Raw genomic sequence first — 21,545 nt, forward strand, 5'->3', positions numbered from 1 at the left:
ATCAGGGAGCAGGACCATGGATTATGTAAAACTTGGCTCTACGGGAGTGGATATTTCGCGTCTCTGTCTGGGCTGCATGACTTTTGGGGAGCCGGATGCCGGCGCCCATCCATGGACGCTCGGCGAAGCGGAAAGTCGCCCGATCATCCGGCGCGCGGTCGAATGCGGCATCAACTTCTTTGATACGGCAAACAGCTATTCCGCCGGAACATCGGAAAAGATCGTTGGAAAACTGCTGAAGGAATTCACCCGCCGCGACGAGGTCGTCATCGCGACCAAGGTCTTTTTTCCCGAAGGTGCCGCGGGGGCAGCAACCGGGCCGAACCGCAAGGGTCTGTCACGCAAGGCGATCATGACGGAAATCGATGCTAGCCTGTCACGCCTTGGTGTCGATTACATTGATCTCTACCAGATTCACCGCTGGGATCACGCGACTCCCATCGAAGAGACGATGGAAGCCCTGCATGATATCGTGAAGGCGGGGAAGGCACGCTATATTGGCGCATCCTCCATGGCTGCCTGGCAGTTTGCCAAGGCACAGGGTGTTGCACGCGAAAACGGATGGACCCGGTTTGTGACCATGCAGGATTATCTCAACCTGCTTTACCGGGAAGAAGAGCGCGAAATGATTCCGCTGTGCCGGGATCAGGGCGTTGGGCTTCTGCCCTGGAGCCCCCTGGCACGGGGGCGCCTGACCCGCCCGGTGGGCGAACAGACAAAACGCAGCGAGACCGACTATTATGCAAAGTCGCTCTACGCAGAAACGGAAGAAGCCGATAACCGGATCATCCGGGCCGTGCAGGACGTGGCGCGGCGTCGTGCCGTACCAATGGCACAGGTGGCGCTGGCCTGGATACTGGCAAAGCCCGGCGTTTCGGCGCCCATCATTGGCGCGTCACGGACCACCCACCTTGATGATGCCATCGGGGCGCTGGCCCTGAAGCTTTCCGATGATGACATGACCGCCCTGGAAGCGGCCTATGTGCCACATCCCGTGACCGGTTTCGAATAAACCGGGCGCATTTCGGGGCTATTTCATGCCGGCCAGGCCGGTTTTCCTCTGTACCGGGATACGGGCGGTGGCGCTGCTGCCGGGCGGTCGCGGCCGACAGGGCAACGGCAATATGCCGGGTACCGGTTTTGAGGACATGTTCATGTGATGCCCAATGGATTGACGTCCGGACCCGGGGCCACGTCTCCGCTTGATGGATTGTCCGCAGTGTCCTGTCATATCCAACGGATATGCCCCCTCAGTGCCCTATCGCATCGGGCCGCCTGTGTACCGGCTTTATGCGGACGCGCAGCCCCTGTTGGGGTAGCGACGGAGTTGACGACTTCCGACACGATCATCGGCGGCGGTTTTCCCGGCTGGCCACAATGGGGGAGCGACTGCGGGCGGGCATTAACGCAGCCTTTGCCCATTACGGGGTGGAAGAGCAGGCCGGACAATAGCGTGAGCCACGCAGATGCCGGACCCCAGCCGCACAGGCACACGCATGCCTGTCACCAGCGTCGGCTACGGGTTCCGGGCGGCCTTCTGATCCGGGTCCGTCCGGATCCCGGCACGACCCGTTTCCCGGAAAAAGTGGCATTTCTCCTTATCGTGATCCCGCATAGCCCCTCAGTCGCGCAATCGTAGGTGGTCTCATCCCCTTCATGCCTGCCGGAGCCCCGCATGACGGACCTGCTTTCAGACCTGCCCTCACGGCAGCCTGCGCCCCTGACTGTCTTTCAGGCCCGCCTGGATGCGCATGCCCGGCAGAACTGGCAGGACGTGTTCGCAGGTTTTTCCACGCTCCGGGCCATTACCTTTTCCAGTTCGCTGGAATTCCTGCTCGACCTTGCCGAACAGTTCGAAGACATGGAAATCATCTTCGGCGCCGGGCATATCCTGACCAAGACCCACCTGGCCCCGGATGCCTTCGCCATCTCCTCACACATCCTGCTTTCCCTGCTGGAGCAGCACGTCTCTCCCCGCCCCGACTGGGCCTGTCCGCTTTCGTACCAGACCTATCAGGCAATGCGGACCATCCAGTTCCAGCGTGTTCTTGTCGAGATGATCGCAAGCCACCCTGAAAACATCATCCTGTCACGAGACAGGCGTTTCATGCGGGTGCGCTTTGGCGGTGACATCCGCAAGGCCGTGGCGTTCGAGAAATCAGTGCCGGAATTCGTCTTCAAGGGCCGCATTTCTGACACTATCAAACTGGATGTTCACGCCATGGAAAAGGAACTGGGCTTTGCTCCGCTTCGGAATACCTCCCTGCTGGGCCGTATCCTGAAAGCCTGGAAAAAGCCCGGATAATCAAATATCCGCCAGCGGAGGAAATGATGACATCGGACGACGTTGATTGACGTAACCAGAGGAAGGGACGGATGCGCACCGGGCCGCAAGGCAGGTATCATGGCGCATTCGGTTGCCGGTTACGCCAGCAGGGGCGTGAGTGTTGTTCCATGGCATGTCACGTCCGGGACAGACGGTTGTGCATGCTGTTACAGATTGAGGGTCATATGAAAATCGCGGTTGCGGGTCTAGGGTATGTCGGTTTGTCAAACGCTGTTCTGCTGGCACAGCACAATGATGTAACAGCCATCGATATCAGTGCCACGCGCGTCAAGATGGTCAATGAACGCAAGTCACCGATCATCGACAGGGAAATCGAGGATTTCCTGGCCACGAAGCAGCTTTCCCTGACCGCGACGACCGATCCCACAGATGCCTACCGTTCCGCCGATTTTGTCATTGTTGCAACCCCCACGAATTACGATACCAGAACCAGTCATTTTGATACGTCTTCGGTAGAGACGGTCATTTCCGAGATCATCGCGGTGAACACATCGGCGACCATTGTCATCAAGTCGACAATCCCGGTCGGTTTTGTTGAAAATATCCGTGCGCGGCTTCATACCGATCAGGTCATCTTCTCGCCTGAATTCCTGCGCGAGGGGCGGGCATTATATGATAACCTGCATCCATCACGCATCATCGTGGGTGAACGGAGCGAACGCGCCCGCCGCTTTGCGGATCTTCTGATCGAAGGAGCCGAGGACAAAAACATCCCGGTCCTCCTGACCAATCCGTCCGAAGCCGAAGCCATCAAGCTGTTTGCGAATACCTATCTTGCATTACGCGTGGCTTTCTTCAATGAACTTGACAGTTATGCACTGTTTCGCGATCTGGATGCGCGTCAGATCATTGATGGCGTCTGCCTTGATCCACGCATCGGGCAACATTACAACAACCCGTCGCTGGGTTATGGTGGTTACTGCCTGCCCAAGGATACGAAGCAGCTTCTTGCCAATTATGACCAGGTACCACAGAATCTGATTTCCGCCGTTGTTGATGCGAACCGTACCCGCAAGGACTTTCTGGCAGAGCAGATCATTGCACGGCAGCCGGCCGTTGTCGGGATCTACCGACTGGTGATGAAGGCTGGTTCGGATAATTTCCGGCAGAGTTCCATCCAGGGGATCATGAAGCGCATCAAGGCCAAGGGCATTGAAGTGGTCGTTTATGAACCTGCTTTGGCAGAAAAGCATTTCTTTGGTTCACGTGTCATAAACAATCTGGAAGAATTCAAGGACGTATCCGACCTTATTGTAACGAACCGGCATGCCAAGGATCTTGCTGGTGCGGAGGACAAGATCTTCACACGCGATATTTTTGGCGGAGACTGAACGAAGCACACCGTATGGCAGCTGTCTTTCTCCCATGCATCGGAACCTGACGGGCAGGAGCCGGAGACAATATCCTGTTGTGGACTGTCATCCAGACACCCGTTGACGCTGTCGACAGGCCGGTTCTGCCGGGGTTTCGCGAGCAGGATAATGTCATGTGGCCTGCATCCCTTCCGCCCGTTGCAAAAGAGACGCGCATGGAATGCAAACGCCGTTCGTTGTCGCTGACGGTCCTGAACAGGTTCATGACACTCTATCGGAGCCATGGCTTTTCAAGCAACATGGCCTCCTGCTGCTGATCCGTGATGAGGGTCATATTTCCCGACATCACGGTGGTAGCCACGCGCCCGGCTTAAATCAGAAGCGTGCGCCGAAACCCACGGGGGCTCCGCCGCCGGGCTGAGCACACCTGAAAAAAACAGACCCCTTGCGGGCGCGGGTGTGGACGCGGCGGGTTTCTGGCCGCGCAAACTTTCGTATCTCGTATCTGGAAGCGGTCATGATCGATCTGGCCGGACGCAAGCCGGACGGCGGGGAGCGGCCTGTAAACCACCAGACAGAAAACCGCAAAACAGATCACGTAGTGTCAATACCGATCTTCAAAAGTAAAGAATTCATATTTCAAGCATTTATCAGGCCGCCAACCCTGCCTTGCTTCAGGCTGAGGTCAGTCGATATGACTGGGCCAGGTTTCCATGGGAAAGGTCTGAACCAAATATTTCCTGAAATCTGCATTTGAAATACTAAATATTTTGTATATTCACGACTGATTTACTTAAATGTTCAAAATATTACAAATTGATTAGTTTTTATTATTTGCCACGAATTATGAAAATAATGCAATCATCGGGAAATTCTGGAACGGATTCCTGGTGAAGCAGATACTGACATCCATTGTCCTGATTTTCGTGTTCATGATCTGCATGACTGACGCATTCGCACAGAGTGAAACCTCCAAGTCCCTGCCGGTCGTGCTCGAACCCTATGCGGCCCATGCCTTTCCGCTGGAGGGGTGGGGCAACGCCGTGGTCGACCCGCAGGTGCCCACACTGCACGGCATGCCACATCTGTTCGGGGACTGGTACGGCAGCAGGAAATGGCTGAACCGACGCGGGATGTATCTCAATGTCGCGGTAAATGAGGAATATATGGGCAACGTGCGCGGCGGGCGCACGCGTTCCAGCGTACTGGCAGGCCAGGTGGCGGCCGAACTCGATATCGACTGGCAGCGTCTTGCAAAGGTCAGCGGATTATGGACCCATCTTCTTGTCATTAACGGCCACGGCCGCAATTTCAGCTATAACCTGGGGGATTCGGTTACAAACCCGGAACAGATCTATGGCGGGCGCGGTAATGTCGTCGCGCATCTTGTGGCCATGTATGCTGAAAAGACATTCCTGCATAAACGGATTGTTGTTTCTGCCGGGGATATTCCGACCGGAAGTTTCTTTGCCTACGATTACGTAGCCTGTTCGTTCATGAACGTGTCGGTATGCAGCAATTTTGCACCGGGCAAATACGTTCCCGGTGGCCGTGACTGGCCTTCAGGCAATCTGGGTGGCGTGGTGCGGGCCTTTCCTGCCAAGAAAGTCTACATCATGGGCGGGATCTTTGCTGTTTCGCCCCATGCCTATAACGGCGGCATTTCCGGCTGGGCGCTGGCCCAGAGCGGACTGGGCAAGGTATCCTCGCAGGTCGAGATAGGCTGGATGCCGTGGTTTGGCCGACATGCCCTGCGTGGCAACTACAAGATTGGCGCATGGTATGACAATTCGCGCTATCCCGACCTGTATGCTGATATCCATGGCAATTCCTTCCAGTTGACGGGCCAGCCACGCCGTTATGACGCGGGCATGAGCACGGCGTGGTTCATGTTCGACCAGATGCTGCTCCGTAACGGGCCAGGCGTGGCGGAAGGACTGGTTGCCGTGGGCGGCGCGGGCTATTCGCAGGGCAATCTTGTGGCAATGCGTGACCATGAATGGATCGGTCTGGTCGAGACAGGCTCACCCTGGCACCGCAGGCAGGACCAGATCGGGGCCATGTTCCAGCACATGGACATGAGCAGCACCCTTTCGCACCAGCAGGAGTCATCGCGCGCCCTCGGCCTGCCCTATCTTGGCAACCAGTGGGGGCCGGTATGGGGCGTGCAGCATTGGGAAAATGTCTACGAAGCTTTTTACAGCACGCACATGCTGCGCAATTCCGCAACGATGCAGTTCGATTTCCAGTACCTGCAACATCCGGGCGCAACAACAACCTTCCGCGATGCGGCCATACTGGGCGTTCAGTTCACCGCCAATCTATAGGGGACAAAGGACACGGCACGACCGGTATCGTGCTCCCGCTGACGATATACTTCATGTACATGATCATCGTCGTGAAGATGGCTGGATGGGTGGGTTATCATCCACATTGAATGTCCGGCCTCACCTGACAAACACGATGCGCAGGCGGCAGAAGTGATGACGTAGCCATATCACTGCACAAAAGGGTAATTTCCTTCAGCCTGTACCAGCCGGCAGGTCGGCATCGGCTGATTGTCCCGGGCTGGCGGCAGATCTTTTTCCATGCCATCTGGAAAAAATTCCATATCCAGTCATATCAGGCAGACATAAAAGAGGCCATGGACCATGACGGGAAACCTCATGCTCAATACACCGCTCGACATAACCGGATTCCGGAATGTCCATAACCTGTCGGAACTGAAATGGGCACCCGATGTCCATGTCCATTTTGGACAATAGGCCCGACATGACCCCGGGAGGGTGTGATATCCCTTCGTGCAGGATCGGTTCAGTCATGCGGGATGGCGTCTGCACGTAAACCCTATTTCCCTGACGTATCAGGCAAAGAATGATCTTTGGCTGTCCCGTATCTGATCCTGATGCATGAGGATGCGGAACAGAGACCGCACGCATGGCGCGAACTGTTAACGGATGGCATTACGTGATCCGTTACAGGATTGCGTGGCGCGTCAGGCAGGGCGATCCTCCGCTCTGGCCGGCAGTCTACCAGCAGCCCCGTCGGGCAGGCTACTGTTCATGACAGGCCGCATCTCTACTGCAAAAACTTGCATGGTCGCCCGGCAACTTCCCCTTTGCAGGCGCGTATAGGCAACTGGCAGCGTATTCCGGCATTCCATGCAACCAGCCGGATTATGCAGTGGGCGCCTGCATGCCCCTTCGAAAGCATTGACCAGTTATCCCCTGTCAATGCGCATATCATTATACAAATTGTTTCCGTTCAGAATAAAACGAAAAGAAACGGAATTGCCAGTCATGGAAAAACTTTCCAATATATGGCCAGTATTTTCGTATGCCATGGTCATTGGAATATTGCTGGCCGGCATGCTTGGACTGTCCTCCATCACCGGCACCCGGCGAAACGGCAGGATCATGGGACGTTCCATGTCCCAGCCCTTTGAATCCGGCATCGTGCCCACGGGGTCGGCACATCTGCGGTTACCCGTACAGTATTATCTGGTGGCCATGTTCTTTGTCATCTTTGATGTCGAAACGGCCATTCTTCTGACATGGGCAACAGTTGTAACGGAAACGGGATGGATCGGCTATGCCGCGGCCGTCATCTTTACTGTCTTTCTGCTCATTTCCCTTATCTATCTATGGCGTGCCGGGGCACTGGACTGGGGGCCACGGGTCCGCCTGCGCCAGACAACGGATACGCAAAAGGATCATGCAGGATGAACTGGTCCCTTTCCTCCCCCCATACTGCCGGTAATGCCCAGCCAGCGCCCAGTTTCAGTGAAACTGTCCGCCGCAATCTTGTCATGGGCCGGTTGCAGGATTTTGTGGCATGGGGGCAGAAAAACTCCATCTGGCCGCTGAATTTCGGCCTGTCATGCTGCTATGTGGAAATGGCGACGGCGTTCACCAGCCGCTTCGACATTGCCCGCTTCGGTTCAGAAGTCCTGCGCGCCACGCCGCGTGAAGCCGACCTGATCGTCATTTCCGGCACCGTGTTCGTCAAGATGGCACCTGTCATCCAGCATCTGTACAACCAGATGCTGGAGCCACGATGGGTCATCTCCATGGGGTCGTGCGCCAATTCCGGTGGCATGTACGACATCTACAGTGTCGTACAGGGTGTTGACAGCTTCCTGCCGGTGGATGTGTACGTGCCCGGCTGCCCGCCCCGCCCCGAGGCACTGCTGGAAGGCCTGCTGCTGTTGCAGGCATCCATCGGCACGCAGCGCAGGCCCCTTAGTTGGCTGATGGGGCCGCAGGGTGCCCAGCCCGTGACACCGCCCAGCCTGCGTGATGAAAAACGCGCCGGACGCCAGGCCATGCGCGACCTGCGCACGCCCGACGGGATCTGACGTCATGACCACCCTCCTTTCCCCTGCCCGCGAACAGGGCCTTGCGGAAAAGATTGCTGCCCGGCTTCCTGACGGGGCACTGGCCATCCAGCCTGCGTGCGATGGCGTTTGCGCCGTCTGGATTACGGCTGCCGACCTCCGCCCCGCTCTTGCAGCATTGAAGGGTCCGGCCAGCGCATCACTCATGCTGCTGGACCTGACGGCCATAGACGAACGTGAGCGCGTCCATCGTGATGGACAGCCACGGGCGGCGTTCACGGTCGTCTATCATCTGATCTCGCTGACCACCCGCGCTGATGAAGTGCGGATCAAGGTGCCCCTTGGCGCAACCGCCCCCGCCCTCCCCAGCATCTGTGACCTGTGGCCGGGCGCCAACTGGTATGAACGCGAGGTCTGGGACCTGTTCGGCATCCATTTCCATGACCATCCCGATCTGCGCCGCATCCTGACCCCACCCACATGGACCGGGCACCCGCTGCGCAGGGACCACCATGCCCGCGCCACCGAAATGCCGCCCTACAGTCTGACGGAAGAACAGGAGACACGCGAGCAGGATGCCCTGCGCTTTGACCCGTCCGCATGGGGCATGCGGCGGCACAGTGACCACAGCGACTTCATGTTCCTCAATCTCGGCCCCAATCATCCCAGCGTGCACGGGGTCTTCCGCATCGTGCTGCAACTGGAAGGCGAGCGGATTGTCGATGCCGTGCCCGATATCGGTTTCCACCATCGTGGCGCGGAAAAGATGGGGGAACGCCAGTCGTGGCATAGCTACATCCCCTATACCGACCGGGTGGACTACCTTGGCGGGGTCATGAACAATTTCCCCTACGTCATGGCGGTCGAGACACTGGCCGGGATTACCGTGCCGCCACGCGCGCAGATGATCCGCGTCATGCTGGCGGAACTGTTCCGCATTGCCAGTCATCTCGTCTTCTACGGCACCATGGCGCAGGATGTCGGGCAGCTTTCGCCCGTGTTCTACATGTTTACCGACCGCGAGCGCGTGTTCGGGATCATCGAGGCGATATGCGGCTTCCGCATGCACCCGGCCTGGTTCCGTATCGGCGGCGTGGCCATGGACCTGCCCGAAGGGTGGGATGGGCTGATCCGCGCCTTTCTTGATGACCTGCCGGGGCGGCTGGACGAATACGATGCAATGGTCATGCGCAACCCCATCTTTCGCGCGCGGACAAAGGGAGTTGGCGCCTATACCACGGCGGAAGCCATTGAATGGGGTATTACCGGGCCGGGGCTGCGCGCCACGGGCCTGGCGTGGGATTACCGCAGGCATGCGCCCTATGCCTGTTACGGCCAGCTTGAATTCGACATTCCCACCGGCACCAATGGCGACTGTCATGACCGGATTGCCGTGCATGTGGAGGAAATACGCCAGAGCCTGCGCATCATCCGCCAGTGCGTGGACAACATGCCCGCAGGTCCGGTCAAGGCCGACCACCCGCTGACCACCCCGCCGCCAAAGGCGCGGACGATGCATGACATCGAAACGCTGATCCACCATTTCCTCAGCGTAAGCTGGGGACCGGTCATGCCGCCGGGGGAAGCGCGCGCCAGCATCGAAGCCACGAAAGGCGTCAATACCTATACCCTGATCAGCGATGGGGGCACCACGTCCTACCGCACCCGCATCCGCACCCCGTCCTTTGCCCATCTGCAGATGATCCCGCTGCTCAGCCGCGGCATCATGATCGCGGACCTGATCGCGATCCTGGGCAGCATCGATTTCGTCATGGCCGATGTCGACCGCTGATGCCCCCCTGCCCGCGCCCGTGCGGGCGGAAATCCTGGCGCTTGCAGCACAGGAACTTCGCCCGCGTGGCGCAAGTGTCGCGGCGCTGCGGCTGGTACAGGCCCGTTTTGGCTGGGTCAGTACGCCGCATCTGCACGAGGTAGCCGCCCTGCTGGGCATGTCGGCGGATGATCTGGACGGTATCGCAACCTATTTCAACCTGCTGTTCCGCAGGCCGGTCGGGCGGCATGTCGTCATGCTGTGCGACAGCGTTTCGTGCTGGATCATGGGGCGCGAGCCGCTCTGCGCCCATCTGTGCCGGACGCTGGGCATAAAGCCGGGCGAAACCACGGCGGACAATGCCATCACGCTGCTGCCCACGGTCTGCATCGGGCATTGTGACCATGCCCCGGCCATGCTGGTGGACAGCATCCTGCATGGGGATGTGGACATGGCCACACTCGACCACCTGATCAACCGGTTAAGGGATACGCCATGACACACTCTGCCGAACGTCCCCTGACCGCCATGATCGACCCTGCCGCCGGGCCGCCGGACTGCGCGACATATGAACACAATGGCGGCTGGCAGGCCACGCGCCAGACAATCGGACAGCGCCCCCCGGCCGAGGTCATTGATATCGTCACCCGCTCCAGACTGCGTGGCCGTGGGGGCGCGGGCTTCGGAACCGGGCAGAAATGGAGCTTCGTGCCGAAGGAACCCGCATCCGGACGCCGCAAATACCTGATTGCCAATGCTGATGAGATGGAGCCAGGCACCTTCAAGGACCGCCTGCTGCTTGAAGGCAATCCCCTGCAACTGATCGAGGGAATGATTCTGGCGGCCTATGGCGTGCAGGCGGGGCATGGCATCATTTTCCTGCGCGGGGAATATCATCTGGCCTGCGCACGCCTGCACCATGCAATCGGGGAAGCACGGGAACAGGGCTGGCTGGGGGAGAATATCCTGGGCTCCGGCTTCAGTTTCGACATCCACGTGCATTCCAGCGCCGGACGCTACATATGCGGCGAGGAAACCGCCCTGCTGACCGCGCTGGAAGGCCGCCGCGCCACACCACGCAGCAAGCCACCCTTCCCCCAGACCGGCGGCCTGTGGGGCGCGCCCAGCGTGGTGAACAATGTCGAGACACTGTGCAACCTGCCCCATATCATCACCAACGGGCCGGAATGGTTCGCGGGTCTCGGGCTGGGGGAAGATGGCGGCACCAAGATCTATGGTGTCAGTGGCCGGGTCATGAAACCGGGCGCATGGGAACTGCCCATCGGCACCCCGCTGCGCCAGATCATTGAAGAGCATGCGGGCGGCATGCGCCCCGGCTACCGGTTGCGCGCCCTGCTGCCCGGCGGGGCGTCCACCGCCTTTCTCGATGCGACGGCACTCGATGTCGCCATGGATTACGGATCGGTGGAAAAGGCGGGCAGCAGGCTTGGCACCGGCATGGCCATCATACTGGATGACCGGACCTGTCCCATCGGCATGATCCGCAATCTTGAACATTTCTTTGCACAGGAATCCTGCGGGTGGTGCACCCCGTGCCGTGACGGGCTGCCATGGGTGGAACGCCTGCTGGACGCGATCGAGGACGGCACGGGACAGGCGGAGGACATGGACCAGCTTGGCCGCCATGCCCGCATGCTGGGGGCGCCCGGCCGGACCTTCTGCGCCCATGCGCCGGGGGCGATGGCGCCACTGGCCAGCGGGCTGAAGCTGTTCGCCGCCGATTTTGCCGCCCACATCCAGCACGGCCGCTGCCCGCAGCAACCGGGGACATGACCATGACCAGCATCCGCATTGATGGACACGACTGCCCGACCCGCAGCGGCATCAACCTGCTGCAGGCCTGTCTGGAAGCGGGGGCCAGCCTGCCGTATTTCTGCTGGCATCCCGAACTCGGCTCCGTGGGGGCATGCCGACAGTGCGCCATAAAACAGTTCAGCGGGCCGGATGACACGAAGGGCCGCATCGTGATGGCCTGCATGACCCCTGTCAGCGAAAATACCGTCATATCCGTTGATGACCCGGAGGCGCGCGATTTCCGCGCCAGCATCATCGAATGGATGATGGTCAACCACCCCCATGACTGCCCCGTGTGCGAGGAAGGCGGCGAATGCCACCTGCAGGACATGACGGTCATGACCGGACACAACACCCGCCGCTACCGCTTCACCAAACGGACCCACCGCAATCAGGATCTCGGGCCGTTCGTGAAACATGAAATGAACCGCTGCATCGCCTGTTACCGCTGCGTACGCTTCTACCGTGATTATGCGGGCGGGGACGATCTGGCGGTCTTTGCATCGCATGACAACGTGTATTTCGGCCGTGCGGAAGAAGGCACGCTGCAAAATGCCTTCAGCGGCAACCTGGTGGAAATCTGCCCGACCGGCGTGTTTACCGACAAGCCCTTTTCCGCCACCTACAGCCGCAAATGGGACCTGCGGGGCGCGCCCTCGGTATGCGTGCATTGCGCGGTGGGCTGCAACACCATTGTCAATGCGCGCGAGGAAAGCGTGCGGCGTGTCCTCAACCGGTATCATACCGACATCAACCGCTACGTGTTGTGTGACCGGGGCCGGTTCGGACATGGTTTTGTCAACGCGCCGACACGGATCCGCACGCCGCTGCGCGGCATTGGCGGGCAGCAGGTAGCCGTTCCCATGATGGATGCCCTGTCGGCCTTCGCACGCATGGCGGCGGATGGCCGGATTGCAGGCATCGCGTCCCCCCGCGCGTCGCTGGAGACCTGTTTCAGCCTGCATGCGCTGGTGGGGCCGCAGCATTTCTGCACCGGCCAGACGCGGCAGGAACACGAATGCGTGGAACTGGCCCATGCCCTGCTGGCCCGGCATCCCGGCGCGCTTCCGACCCTGCATGAAATGGAAAGCGCCGATGCCGTGCTGGTACTGGGCGAGGACGTATGCGCCACCGCCCCCCGGCTTGGCCTGTCGTTGCGTCAGTCGGTACGGCAGGCTTCCTTCCATACGGCGGACGACGCCAGGGTACCCCGCTGGATGGATGCGGCGGTGCGCACGCTGGGGGCCGGATGCCCGTCCACCATGCATGTGCTGACGCCAGCGCCAACCGGTCTGGACGATGTGGCTGCGGAAGCGGTTCGTGCCGCCCCGGATGATATCGCCCGGCTGGGTCTTGCCATCGCCCACGCCATTGATCCCGCTGCCCCGCCCGTCACGGATCTGGCGCCAGATGATGCGATGCGTGCCGTACGGATTGCGCATACGCTTATGGCCGCGCGAAAGCCGCTGGTCGTATCCGGCATGCAGTATGGCTCTGCCGCACTGATGCAGGCTGCCGCCAGTATCGCGGCGGCCCTTGCGCGCGCCACGACTGAAGCAGGCCTGTCGCTGGTTCTACCGGACTGCAACAGCATGGGGCTGGCCATGATGGGTGGGCTGCCACTGGAAACCGTGATGGAACAGGCCCGCGCGGGGGCGATTTCTACCCTGATCGTTGTGGAAAATGACCTGACCCGTCACCTGTCCCCAACGGATATGGCAGAGCTTGTGGCGGCGGTGCCTGATATTGTCGTGATCGACCATACGGTAACACCGCTGTGCCAGCAGGCCAGCCTTGTTCTGCCTGCCGCGCCCTTCAGCGAATGCACCGGCACGCTGGTCAGCCAGGCCGGCCGGGCGCAACGTTTTTTCCAGGCGGTCTTTCCCCCCGCCCCCATTCAGGCCGGCTGGCGCTGGATACAGGCGCTGGCCCAGAGCCTTGCGCCATCCGCGGGGGATATGTCGGGCCTGACCGGCTGGGGGGACCTGGATGATGTCCTTGCCGCGCTGGCGGTGGCATTTCCATCCCTTGCCCCTGCGGTCAGGGCCGCACCGGGAGCGGCGTATCGCATGGATGGCCAGAAACTGCGCAGCCAGACCTATCGCGCCAGCGGGCGGACCGTCATCCGGTCCTTCGTCAGCATACGCGACCAGCCGCCACCCACCAGCCCGGACACCCCGTTCAGCAGTTCAATGGAAGGCGCTTATGGTCCCGACATGCCTGCGGCAGTGGTCCCGGGCTATCAGGCATCCCCATGGAATTCGGTTCAGGCGCTCAACCGGTTCCAGCACGAAATCGGGGGCGACATGCGTGGCGGGGCATCCGGTATCAGGCTGTTGTCGCGCCCCGCATCTGATGAAGCGGGGCCGCAGCCCTACGCTTATGCCACGGATATTCCGCCCCCGCATGCCGCGCAGGCAGACACCGTTCTGGTACTGCCCGATACGCGCCTGTTCGGCAGCGAGGAACTGAGCATGGCCTCGCCCCCCATCATGGCACGTGCAGGCCCACCAGCGCTGGGACTGCCTGCCAGCATGGTTGCGCCAGGTTACATGGTGCTGCATCTGGACGACGGACCGCACGTACTGCCCGTGGAACCCGTGCCCGGACTGCCTGCAGGCCTTGCCCTGTGCCCGGCGCACATGGTTGCCCGTGCCTTCCGTTTTCCCCGCATGGCCCGGCTGGACCGGATACCGGATGACGGGGGGCTGTCATGACGTATCCGGCGCTTCTTGCCATCATTTTCACGCCCCTTGTCATCCTTGGCCTTGCCACCGTGCTGACATGGGTCGAACGGCGGATGCTGGGGTTGTGGCAGGACCGGTATGGCCCCAACCGCGTGGGGCCGGGCGGCATGTTCCAGGCCGTGGCGGACGGGACCAAGATCCTGTTCAAGCAGGACTGGATCCCCCCCTTTGCCGACCGGGGCGTGTTTGTCGCGGCACCGGCCATCGGCATGATGACGGTCCTGCTGTCCTTTGCCGTCATTCCGGTCACGATGGGCGCGGGCATTGCGGCGGACATGAATGTCGGGCTGCTGTTCGTCCTGGGCATGATGGGGCTTGGGGTCTATGCGGTGGTGCTGGCCGGGTGGGCATCCAACAGCAAATATGCGCTGCTGGGTGGCATGCGGGCGGCGGCGCAGATGATCAGCTACGAAGTCTTCATGGGGCTTTCCCTGCTGGGCGTGGTCATGATGGCCGGGTCATTCAGCCTGCACGCTATTGTGGCAGCACAGGCGGGTCTGTGGTTCATCATCCCGCAATGTCTTGGCTTTGGCGTATTCATGCTGGCTGGCATTGCGGAAACCCACCGCCTGCCCTTTGACCTGCCCGAAGGGGAAAACGAACTCGGCGCGGGGTTCCATACCGAATATTCGGGCATGAAATTCGGCATGTTCTTCATTGCCGAATATGCCGGGATCGTTCTGGTCTCGAGCCTTGTCACCACGCTTTACCTTGGTGGCTGGCGCGGGCCGCTCCTGCCCCCTGCCGTGTGGTTCGCGCTCAAGACCGGGGGCATGGTGGTCTTTTTCATCCTGCTGCGGGCAGGACTGCCCCGCCCGCGTTACGACCAACTGATGGCGCTGGGCTGGAAAATCCTGCTGCCACTTTCCCTGTTCAATGTCATGGCGACCGGAACCATCCTCATGCTGCGCGCGTCCTGATGATACGCCTGATGCAAAGGCATCTCCCATGCTTGGTACCCTGCGCACCCTGTTCCTGACGGCGCTGCATGCCTTCCACCGGCGCGCGACCGTGCAGTATCCCGAACAGAAGCCCTACCTGCCGCCACGCTATCGCGGGCGGATCATCCTGTCGCGCGACCCCGATGGGGCGGAGCGGTGTGTTGCATGCAACCTGTGCGCCGTCGCCTGCCCGGTGGATTGCATAAGCCTGCAGAAAACCGAAGCCGATGGCCGGTGGTACCCGGAATATTTCCGCATCAACTTCTCCCGCTGCATTTTCTGTGGCCTGTGCGAGGAAGCCTGCCCCACCTACGCCATACAACTCACGCCCGATTTTGAAATGGGCGAATATGCGCGGCACAACCTTGTTTATGAAAAGGAAGACCTGCTGATAAGCGGGACCGGCAAATATCCCGATTACAGTTTCTACCATGTCGCGGGCATTCCCGTTCCCGGCAAGGCACGTGGCGCGTCCGAACGCGAACGCCCGCCCGTCGACCTTCATTCCCTGCTGCCGTAACCATCATGCATGCCCTGGCCCTTCTTGCCGCCAGCGTAACCGTTGTGGGGGCCATCATGGTCATTACCCGGCGGGTGGCGGTGCATGCGGTGCTGTACCTGGTGGTGACGCTGATGGCGCTGGCGACCGTATTTGTCATGCAGGGCGCGTCATTCGCGGCAATGCTGGAGATCATCATCTATGCCGGTGCGATCATGGTGCTGTTCGTCTTCGTCATCATGATGCTCAATCTGGGCCAGCCGGACAGCGCGCGTGAAAAGGAATGGCTGCGCCCGCGCGCATGGTGCGGCCCGGGAATTCTGGCCACCATCGTGTGTGCGGAACTGCTTTATTGCCTGCGCCCACTATCCGGGCCCGCACCCGCTCCTGCTGCCATTACGGCGCATGATGTGGGGTTAAGCCTGTTTGGCCACTACGTACTGATGGTGGAACTGGTGTCGTTCCTGCTGCTGGCGGGTCTGGTCTCGGCCTTTTACATCGGGCGCAACCGGTTGAGGGAGCACTGACATGGCTGCCTTTTCCTTCAACGACACCCTGCTGCTGGCCACGGCCCTGTTCTGCGTCGGGCTGGCGGGCGTGCTGGTCCGGCGCAACATGGTGTTCATGCTGATGTCGCTGGACATCATGCTCAATGCCGCAGCCCTGGTGTTCGTGGGCGCGGGCGCGCGCTGGCATGATGCGACGGGGCAGGTGATGTTCCTGCTGATCCTTGCCCTTGCCGCTGTTGAAACGGCGGTGGGGCTTGCCATCATCCTGTGCCTGCATGCCCGGGGGCGCCCCACGCTGGATGCCGATACCGGCAACCTTCTGGAAGGATAGGACCATGGCAACGATCCTGATCCCCCTTCTCATCCTCTGTCCGCTTGTGGCGTCCCTGATCGCATTCGTCTTTGCCGGGCGCATGGGCGCACGCGGTATCGGAATGGTTGCCTGCGCCGGGGTGGGGCTTTCCGCCGTGATCAGCATCATCCTGTCCGTCATGCTCCTGTCCGGAGCGGGGACGCGGGTATTGCAGGTCACGCTGTGGCCATGGATGCATATGCCCGGCCTGTCAGCGGACATCGCCTTCATGCTGGACCGGGTTTCCATGGTCATGATCCTGATCGTCACGATCGTGGGCTTGCTGATCCATGTCTATGCCGCCAGCTACATGTACCACGATGCGGGAATTGCCCGCTTTTTTGGCTGCATGACCCTGTTCGTGGCGGCCATGCTGCTACTGGTGCTGGCATCCGACCTGCTGTGCCTGTTTATCGGGTGGGAAGGCGTGGGGCTGTGCTCCTGCCTGCTCATCGGGTTCTGGTACGACAACCCTGCGAATACGGCAGCCGCCCGCAAGGCCTTTTACATGACACGCATGGGGGATGTGGCATTGCTGTGCGGGCTGCTGCTGCTGGCAACCGCCACGGGAGGCTCCCTGCGCATCGGAACCGTGCTGGCAGCGGTTGCGAACGGGCAGGTCGCCCCGGCCAGCGTAAACATGGCAGCACTTTTCATACTGGTGGGGGCCCTTGCCAAATCGGCGCAAATCCCTTTCCAGACATGGCTGCCGGATGCCATGGCCGGGCCGACACCGACCTCCGCCCTGATCCATGCCGCGACAATGGTAACGGCAGGTGTCTACCTGATCGCACGACTGCATGGCCTGTTTGTCATGGCGGTACCCGTCATGGCGCTTATGGCCGTGCTCGGGGCGCTGACGCTGCTCATGGGGGCATGCACGGCGCTGGTGCAGTCCGATCTCAAGCGTATCCTTGCATGGTCCACGATCAGCCAGCTTGGCTACATGTTCCTTGCCCTGGGGTGCGGGGCATGGCAGGCGGCGCTGTTTCACCTGATGACCCATGCCTTCTTCAAGGCGCTGCTGTTCCTGACGGCGGGCGCCATCATCCTGCGCACCCGTCATGAGCAGGATATTTTCCATCTGGGCGGCCTGCGCCACGCCATGCCGGGACTGACCACGGCCTTTGTTGCAGGCGCATCCGCGCTGGCCGGCCTGCCACTGGTGACGGCCGGATTCTACAGCAAGGAAATGATCCTGTCGGGCGTATGGGCCGCCCATTTCACCCTGACGCATGGATGGACCCTGAGCGGACATCCATTGTGGGGGATGGCCCTGCTGGGGGCGTTCCTGACCGCGCTTTATATTTTCCGCTGCGTGTTCATCGTCTTTTGCGGGAAGGCGGGAACCAGGGCCGTGGGGCGGACGTCACGTCTCATGAGCATTCCGCTGGGCTGCCTTTGTGTTCTCTCCCTGTTTGGCGGAGTCATTGAAATGCCTGATACGCGGCTTCCCCTGCACCTGTTCAGTGCCCTTCTTGATCCGGCGGCAGTGCCATCGCATGCGCATGAGCCTGCCTGGCTTGTGCTGGCGGGCGCGGGTGTGCCCCTTGCCGGGCTTGGGGTTGCATGGGTGTTGTGGGGACGTCCCTTGCCTGTCATGCGCGAAATACCCGGACAGGCATCCGTTATCCGTCCTGTCCGCACGGGGGGGGGCATGGATGCGCTATATGACCATCTGTTCGTGCAGCCCTTCCGCCTGCTGGTGTGGCTGACGCGGCTTGATATCCTCAATCATGCCATTACCGGAACAGGGCGGCTTACAAGGACGGCCAGCGCCCGGATTTTCAGGGCACGGGCCGGTTTTCTGGACAGGCTGGCCATACAGGCAACCCGCATGATCGGATGGGCGGATCACCTGCTGGGCCAGTGCCAGAATGGCCGCGTGCGCTGGTATGCGGCATGGATCGCAAGCGGGCTGTGCGCGGGTCTTGCCATGGCGGTGCTGTCATGAACGCCCTGCCCGCCCTTGTGCTGTTACCCATCATGGGGGGAGGACTGGCCTGGATGACCGGGCGCATGCTGCCCGATGTCACCCCATCCAGGCACAATGCATCATGGTGGGTGGTGCTTGCGACCCTGACTGTGGAAACGCTGGTACTCGCAATGGTCACTTTCGCCCATCATGCCCATCCGGGGCCATGGCTGGAGCATTTTTCCATGCCATGGATCCCGGCCATGGGTATTGCGGTCAGGCTGGACATGGACGGTCTTTCGCTATCGCTTGTCTGGCTTTCGCTTATCCTGTGCTTTCTGTGCACCTTCCTTGCCACAGGTCGGGTCACGGCCCATGCCGGGGCATTCCATTTCCTTTTCCTTGCAACTCTTACGGGCATTATCGGAACATTCCTCGCAACCGACCTGTTCCTGTTCTTCTTTTTCTGGGAACTGATGCTGGTGCCGATGTTCGTGCTGATCGCCGCATGGGGGCATGAGGACAGGCAGCGCGCCGCCATGAAGTTTTTCATGTTTACGCAGGGCAGCGGACTGCTCATGCTGCTTTCCATCCTTGGTCTGGTCATTGCGCATGCCCGGCAGACCGGCGTGCTGACGTTCGACTACTTCGCGCTGGCCCACACGCCGCTGTCTCCCGCCCTGTCCATGCTGCTCATGGCGGGGTTCTTCATCGCCTTTGCCGTCAAGCTGCCTGTCGTGCCGGTCCATGTCTGGCTGCCCGATGCCCACACGCAGGCGCCCACGGCGGCCAGCGTGCTGCTGGCGGGTATCCTGCTCAAGACCGGAGGGTACGGCATGATCCGCTTCAATGTCATGCTGTTCCCCGATGCGGCCAGCCGTTTCGCCCCCATTGCCATGGGGCTTGGCGTTGCCGGCATCCTGTACGGGGCGTGGCTGTCCTGTGCGCAGGATGATGTCAAACGCCTGATCGCCTACAGCAGCATAAGCCATATGGGCTTCGTACTGCTTGGCATCTTTGCCGGTTCACGCATGGGCATGCAGGGGGCAATCATGCAGATGCTGGCCCATGGATTGGGCACAGCGGCACTTTTCCTGATTGCAGGAGCCATTCAGGACCGGCTGCATACACGTGACATGTATCGGATTGGCGGGTTATGGGCAGCCATGCCACGACTGTCCGGCACGGGCGTATTCTTTGCCGTGGCGTCACTCGGGATGCCGGGGCTGGGTAATTTTACGGGCGAATTCCTTGTCCTGCTGGCAACATGGCATGTCAGTCCAGAGACCGCGACGCTGGCGGCCATGGGGCTTGTCCCTGCCGCCATCTATGCGCTGCGAATGGTCAACCGCATATTCCTGGCGGCGCCTCGGGCAGACCTGCCTTCGCCAGAGGACTTTCCGGCCCGGCATATGGCGGTTTTCGCCTGCATCATGACCTTCCTGATCGTGCTGGGCCTTTATCCACAGCCTTTTACGACTTTTTCCGCCCCATCTTCTCCGTCCGTTACGACAACGGCCCGCCAGGAGGATCACGCGCCATGATCGGGCATGATGTTTTCCTGCCGATGCCAGTGATGGTGGTCTCTTCAGGCATCATGGTCATGCTTGCCGCAACGACATGGCGGCGTTCGGTGGAACGCAGCTTTCTGGGTGGCATGGTGACACTGCTGCTGGCCCTTGCGGCCACGGGGTACCATACGGGCAGACTGCCCGATAATGGCGGCAGCCTGTTCATTCAAGACCAATGGGCAAGCCATACAGCTATCCTGATCGTATTTTCCAGCCTGTGCATCCTGCTCATGGCATGGCGGGATGCGGGGCATGACAAAACCACGCTGGTGGATGAATATCCCCTGCTGTTCATGCTGGGCACGCTTGGCGCGCTGGCCATGGTCTTCAGCGCAAATTACATGTCTTTTTTCCTGGGGCTGGAAATACTGGGCATCTCCCTCATGGGACTTGTGACCTTCCGGCACCGCCTTTTCATGTCGGGGTGTGAAGCGGCGATGAAATACCTGATCCTGTCCGGGGTTTCTTCCGCCATTCTCCTGTTCGGTATCGGTCTGGCCTATGGCATTACGGGGTCGCTGCGGTTCATGCCGCCCATCGTGGCAGGGGATGCGCATGCCGCATTGCCCATTGCCGCCACGGTCATGATCCTTGTCGGCATGTTCTTCAAACTTTCTGCCGTCCCCTTCCATATGTGGCTGCCTGACGTGATGGAGGGCGCGCCCGTTCCCGTGGCGGCGTTTTTGGCCGTGGTTTCCAAAATTGCGATATTTTCGTCCCTTGTCCGCTATTTCGGGACGGGAAACCAGCCGCCATTTCTCAATGACATCCTGTATGTCGTCATTACCGTGACCATTCTGGGCGGCAACCTGCTTGCATTGCGTCAGACCAGCCTCATACGGCTTCTGGCCGGTTCATCCATTGCGCATGTGGGGTATCTGCTGATTGCTTTTATTTGCCCCGGCCGCCTGCAATCGGGGGCCATCACCGTTTATCTGGTAGCCTATACCGCCAGTACATTGGGTGTTTTTGCAACCATGACCGCCCTCGCCGCCCATGAAGGACCAGATGGCACGGTGACCGCGCAGTGGAAGGGTGTGTTTTTCAGCCACCCATTCCTGGCTTCGGCCATGTCGCTCATGCTGCTTTCGCTTGCGGGCATTCCACCGGGCATCGGCTTTTTTGCGAAATTCGAAATCGCGGCAACCGGCGTTGAAGACCAGCGTGGCCTGCTGCTGTGCGTACTCATAATCGGCAGCATTATCGGGTTGTATTATTACCTGAACATCATCCGTATCATGACGACAGCCCCCGCGTTACCATCTGCCGGCCAGAACCGCCGCGGCCGTCCGGAACTGGCGGCACTTGTCATCGTTCTGAGCGTAATCGTGGCAATCGGAGGGATTTTCCCCACCCGCGCCATCCATCCACTTCTGCCTGCCCCCGCCCTCCCGCCTGAAGCGCAGGGCAGGATGGTACATTGACGGGC

At 60.4% G+C, this 21,545-nt stretch carries 18 protein-coding genes; all 18 read left to right on the top strand.

Annotated features, from left to right (window positions below):
• Positions 1 to 16: 16 nt before the first annotated feature.
• The 18 genes from LDL32_RS07735 to LDL32_RS07820 all read left to right on the top strand — a co-directional run bounded on the left by LDL32_RS07735 (position 17) and on the right by LDL32_RS07820 (position 21,540).
• Positions 17 to 1,012 (top strand): aldo/keto reductase, encoded by a 996-nt coding sequence (locus LDL32_RS07735; protein WP_233065779.1) that lies wholly within the window; start codon positions 17 to 19, stop codon positions 1,010 to 1,012.
• Positions 1,013 to 1,675: 663 nt separating this feature from the next.
• The gene (locus tag LDL32_RS07740) at positions 1,676 to 2,305 is read left to right on the top strand and encodes a hypothetical protein (protein ID WP_233065781.1); all 630 of its coding nucleotides are present in this window, start codon (positions 1,676 to 1,678) and stop codon (positions 2,303 to 2,305) included.
• Positions 2,306 to 2,511: 206 nt separating this feature from the next.
• Complete coding sequence (locus tag LDL32_RS07745; RefSeq protein WP_233065783.1) at positions 2,512 to 3,678, top strand: nucleotide sugar dehydrogenase; 1,167 nt, start codon at positions 2,512 to 2,514, stop codon at positions 3,676 to 3,678.
• Positions 3,679 to 4,177: 499 nt separating this feature from the next.
• On the top strand, positions 4,178 to 4,417 hold the full coding sequence (locus LDL32_RS07750) for a hypothetical protein (RefSeq protein ID WP_233065785.1): 240 nt from the start codon (positions 4,178 to 4,180) through the stop codon (positions 4,415 to 4,417).
• A gap of 175 nt (positions 4,418 to 4,592) precedes the next feature.
• Positions 4,593 to 5,987, top strand: a complete 1,395-nt coding sequence (locus tag LDL32_RS07755; RefSeq protein WP_255673890.1) for a carbohydrate porin — start codon at positions 4,593 to 4,595, stop codon at positions 5,985 to 5,987.
• Positions 5,988 to 6,959: 972 nt separating this feature from the next.
• Positions 6,960 to 7,385, top strand: a complete 426-nt coding sequence (locus LDL32_RS07760; RefSeq protein ID WP_233068778.1) for an NADH-quinone oxidoreductase subunit A — start codon at positions 6,960 to 6,962, stop codon at positions 7,383 to 7,385.
• A complete protein-coding gene (locus tag LDL32_RS07765) occupies positions 7,382 to 8,017 on the top strand; it encodes an NADH-quinone oxidoreductase subunit B (protein ID WP_233065788.1) in 636 nt (211 codons plus the stop codon). Before LDL32_RS07760 ends, LDL32_RS07765 begins: the two co-directional genes overlap by 4 nt.
• Positions 8,018 to 8,021: 4 nt before the next feature.
• Entirely contained in the window at positions 8,022 to 9,788 is a 1,767-nt protein-coding gene (nuoC, locus tag LDL32_RS07770; RefSeq protein ID WP_233065791.1) for an NADH-quinone oxidoreductase subunit C/D, read from the top strand.
• Positions 9,775 to 10,266 carry an NADH-quinone oxidoreductase subunit NuoE gene (nuoE, locus tag LDL32_RS07775; RefSeq protein WP_233065793.1) on the top strand — a complete coding sequence of 164 codons (492 nt, stop codon included), beginning with the start codon at positions 9,775 to 9,777 and terminating at the stop codon, positions 10,264 to 10,266. The genes nuoC and nuoE overlap by 14 nt, the downstream gene beginning before the upstream one ends.
• Positions 10,263 to 11,561 (top strand): NADH-quinone oxidoreductase subunit NuoF, encoded by a 1,299-nt coding sequence (gene nuoF / locus LDL32_RS07780; RefSeq protein WP_233065795.1) that lies wholly within the window; start codon positions 10,263 to 10,265, stop codon positions 11,559 to 11,561. Before nuoE ends, nuoF begins: the two co-directional genes overlap by 4 nt.
• A gap of 2 nt (positions 11,562 to 11,563) precedes the next feature.
• Complete coding sequence (gene nuoG / locus LDL32_RS07785) at positions 11,564 to 14,299, top strand: NADH-quinone oxidoreductase subunit NuoG (RefSeq protein ID WP_233065797.1); 2,736 nt, start codon at positions 11,564 to 11,566, stop codon at positions 14,297 to 14,299.
• Complete coding sequence (nuoH, locus tag LDL32_RS07790) at positions 14,296 to 15,249, top strand: NADH-quinone oxidoreductase subunit NuoH (RefSeq protein WP_233065799.1); 954 nt, start codon at positions 14,296 to 14,298, stop codon at positions 15,247 to 15,249. The genes nuoG and nuoH overlap by 4 nt, the downstream gene beginning before the upstream one ends.
• A 28-nt stretch (positions 15,250 to 15,277) precedes the next feature.
• Positions 15,278 to 15,790: an NADH-quinone oxidoreductase subunit NuoI gene (gene nuoI, locus LDL32_RS07795; protein ID WP_233065802.1), complete on the top strand. Its 513-nt coding sequence runs from the start codon at positions 15,278 to 15,280 to the stop codon at positions 15,788 to 15,790.
• A 5-nt stretch (positions 15,791 to 15,795) separates the two neighbouring features.
• Positions 15,796 to 16,296 (top strand): NADH-quinone oxidoreductase subunit J, encoded by a 501-nt coding sequence (nuoJ, locus tag LDL32_RS07800; protein ID WP_233065805.1) that lies wholly within the window; start codon positions 15,796 to 15,798, stop codon positions 16,294 to 16,296.
• 1 nt (position 16,297) lies between these two features.
• The gene (gene nuoK / locus LDL32_RS07805) at positions 16,298 to 16,609 is read left to right on the top strand and encodes an NADH-quinone oxidoreductase subunit NuoK (RefSeq protein ID WP_233065808.1); all 312 of its coding nucleotides are present in this window, start codon (positions 16,298 to 16,300) and stop codon (positions 16,607 to 16,609) included.
• A gap of 4 nt (positions 16,610 to 16,613) precedes the next feature.
• A complete protein-coding gene (gene nuoL / locus LDL32_RS07810) occupies positions 16,614 to 18,584 on the top strand; it encodes an NADH-quinone oxidoreductase subunit L (RefSeq protein WP_233065810.1) in 1,971 nt (656 codons plus the stop codon).
• Positions 18,581 to 20,089: a NuoM family protein gene (locus tag LDL32_RS07815; RefSeq protein ID WP_233065812.1), complete on the top strand. Its 1,509-nt coding sequence runs from the start codon at positions 18,581 to 18,583 to the stop codon at positions 20,087 to 20,089. The genes nuoL and LDL32_RS07815 overlap by 4 nt, the downstream gene beginning before the upstream one ends.
• Positions 20,086 to 21,540, top strand: coding sequence for an NADH-quinone oxidoreductase subunit N (locus LDL32_RS07820; RefSeq protein WP_233065814.1), 1,455 nt, complete (start codon positions 20,086 to 20,088; stop codon positions 21,538 to 21,540). Before LDL32_RS07815 ends, LDL32_RS07820 begins: the two co-directional genes overlap by 4 nt.
• The last annotated feature ends 5 nt before the right edge of the window (positions 21,541 to 21,545 follow it).

Source organism: Komagataeibacter sp. FNDCF1 (assembly GCF_021295335.1).
In the GTDB taxonomy this organism is placed as follows: domain Bacteria; phylum Pseudomonadota; class Alphaproteobacteria; order Acetobacterales; family Acetobacteraceae; genus Komagataeibacter.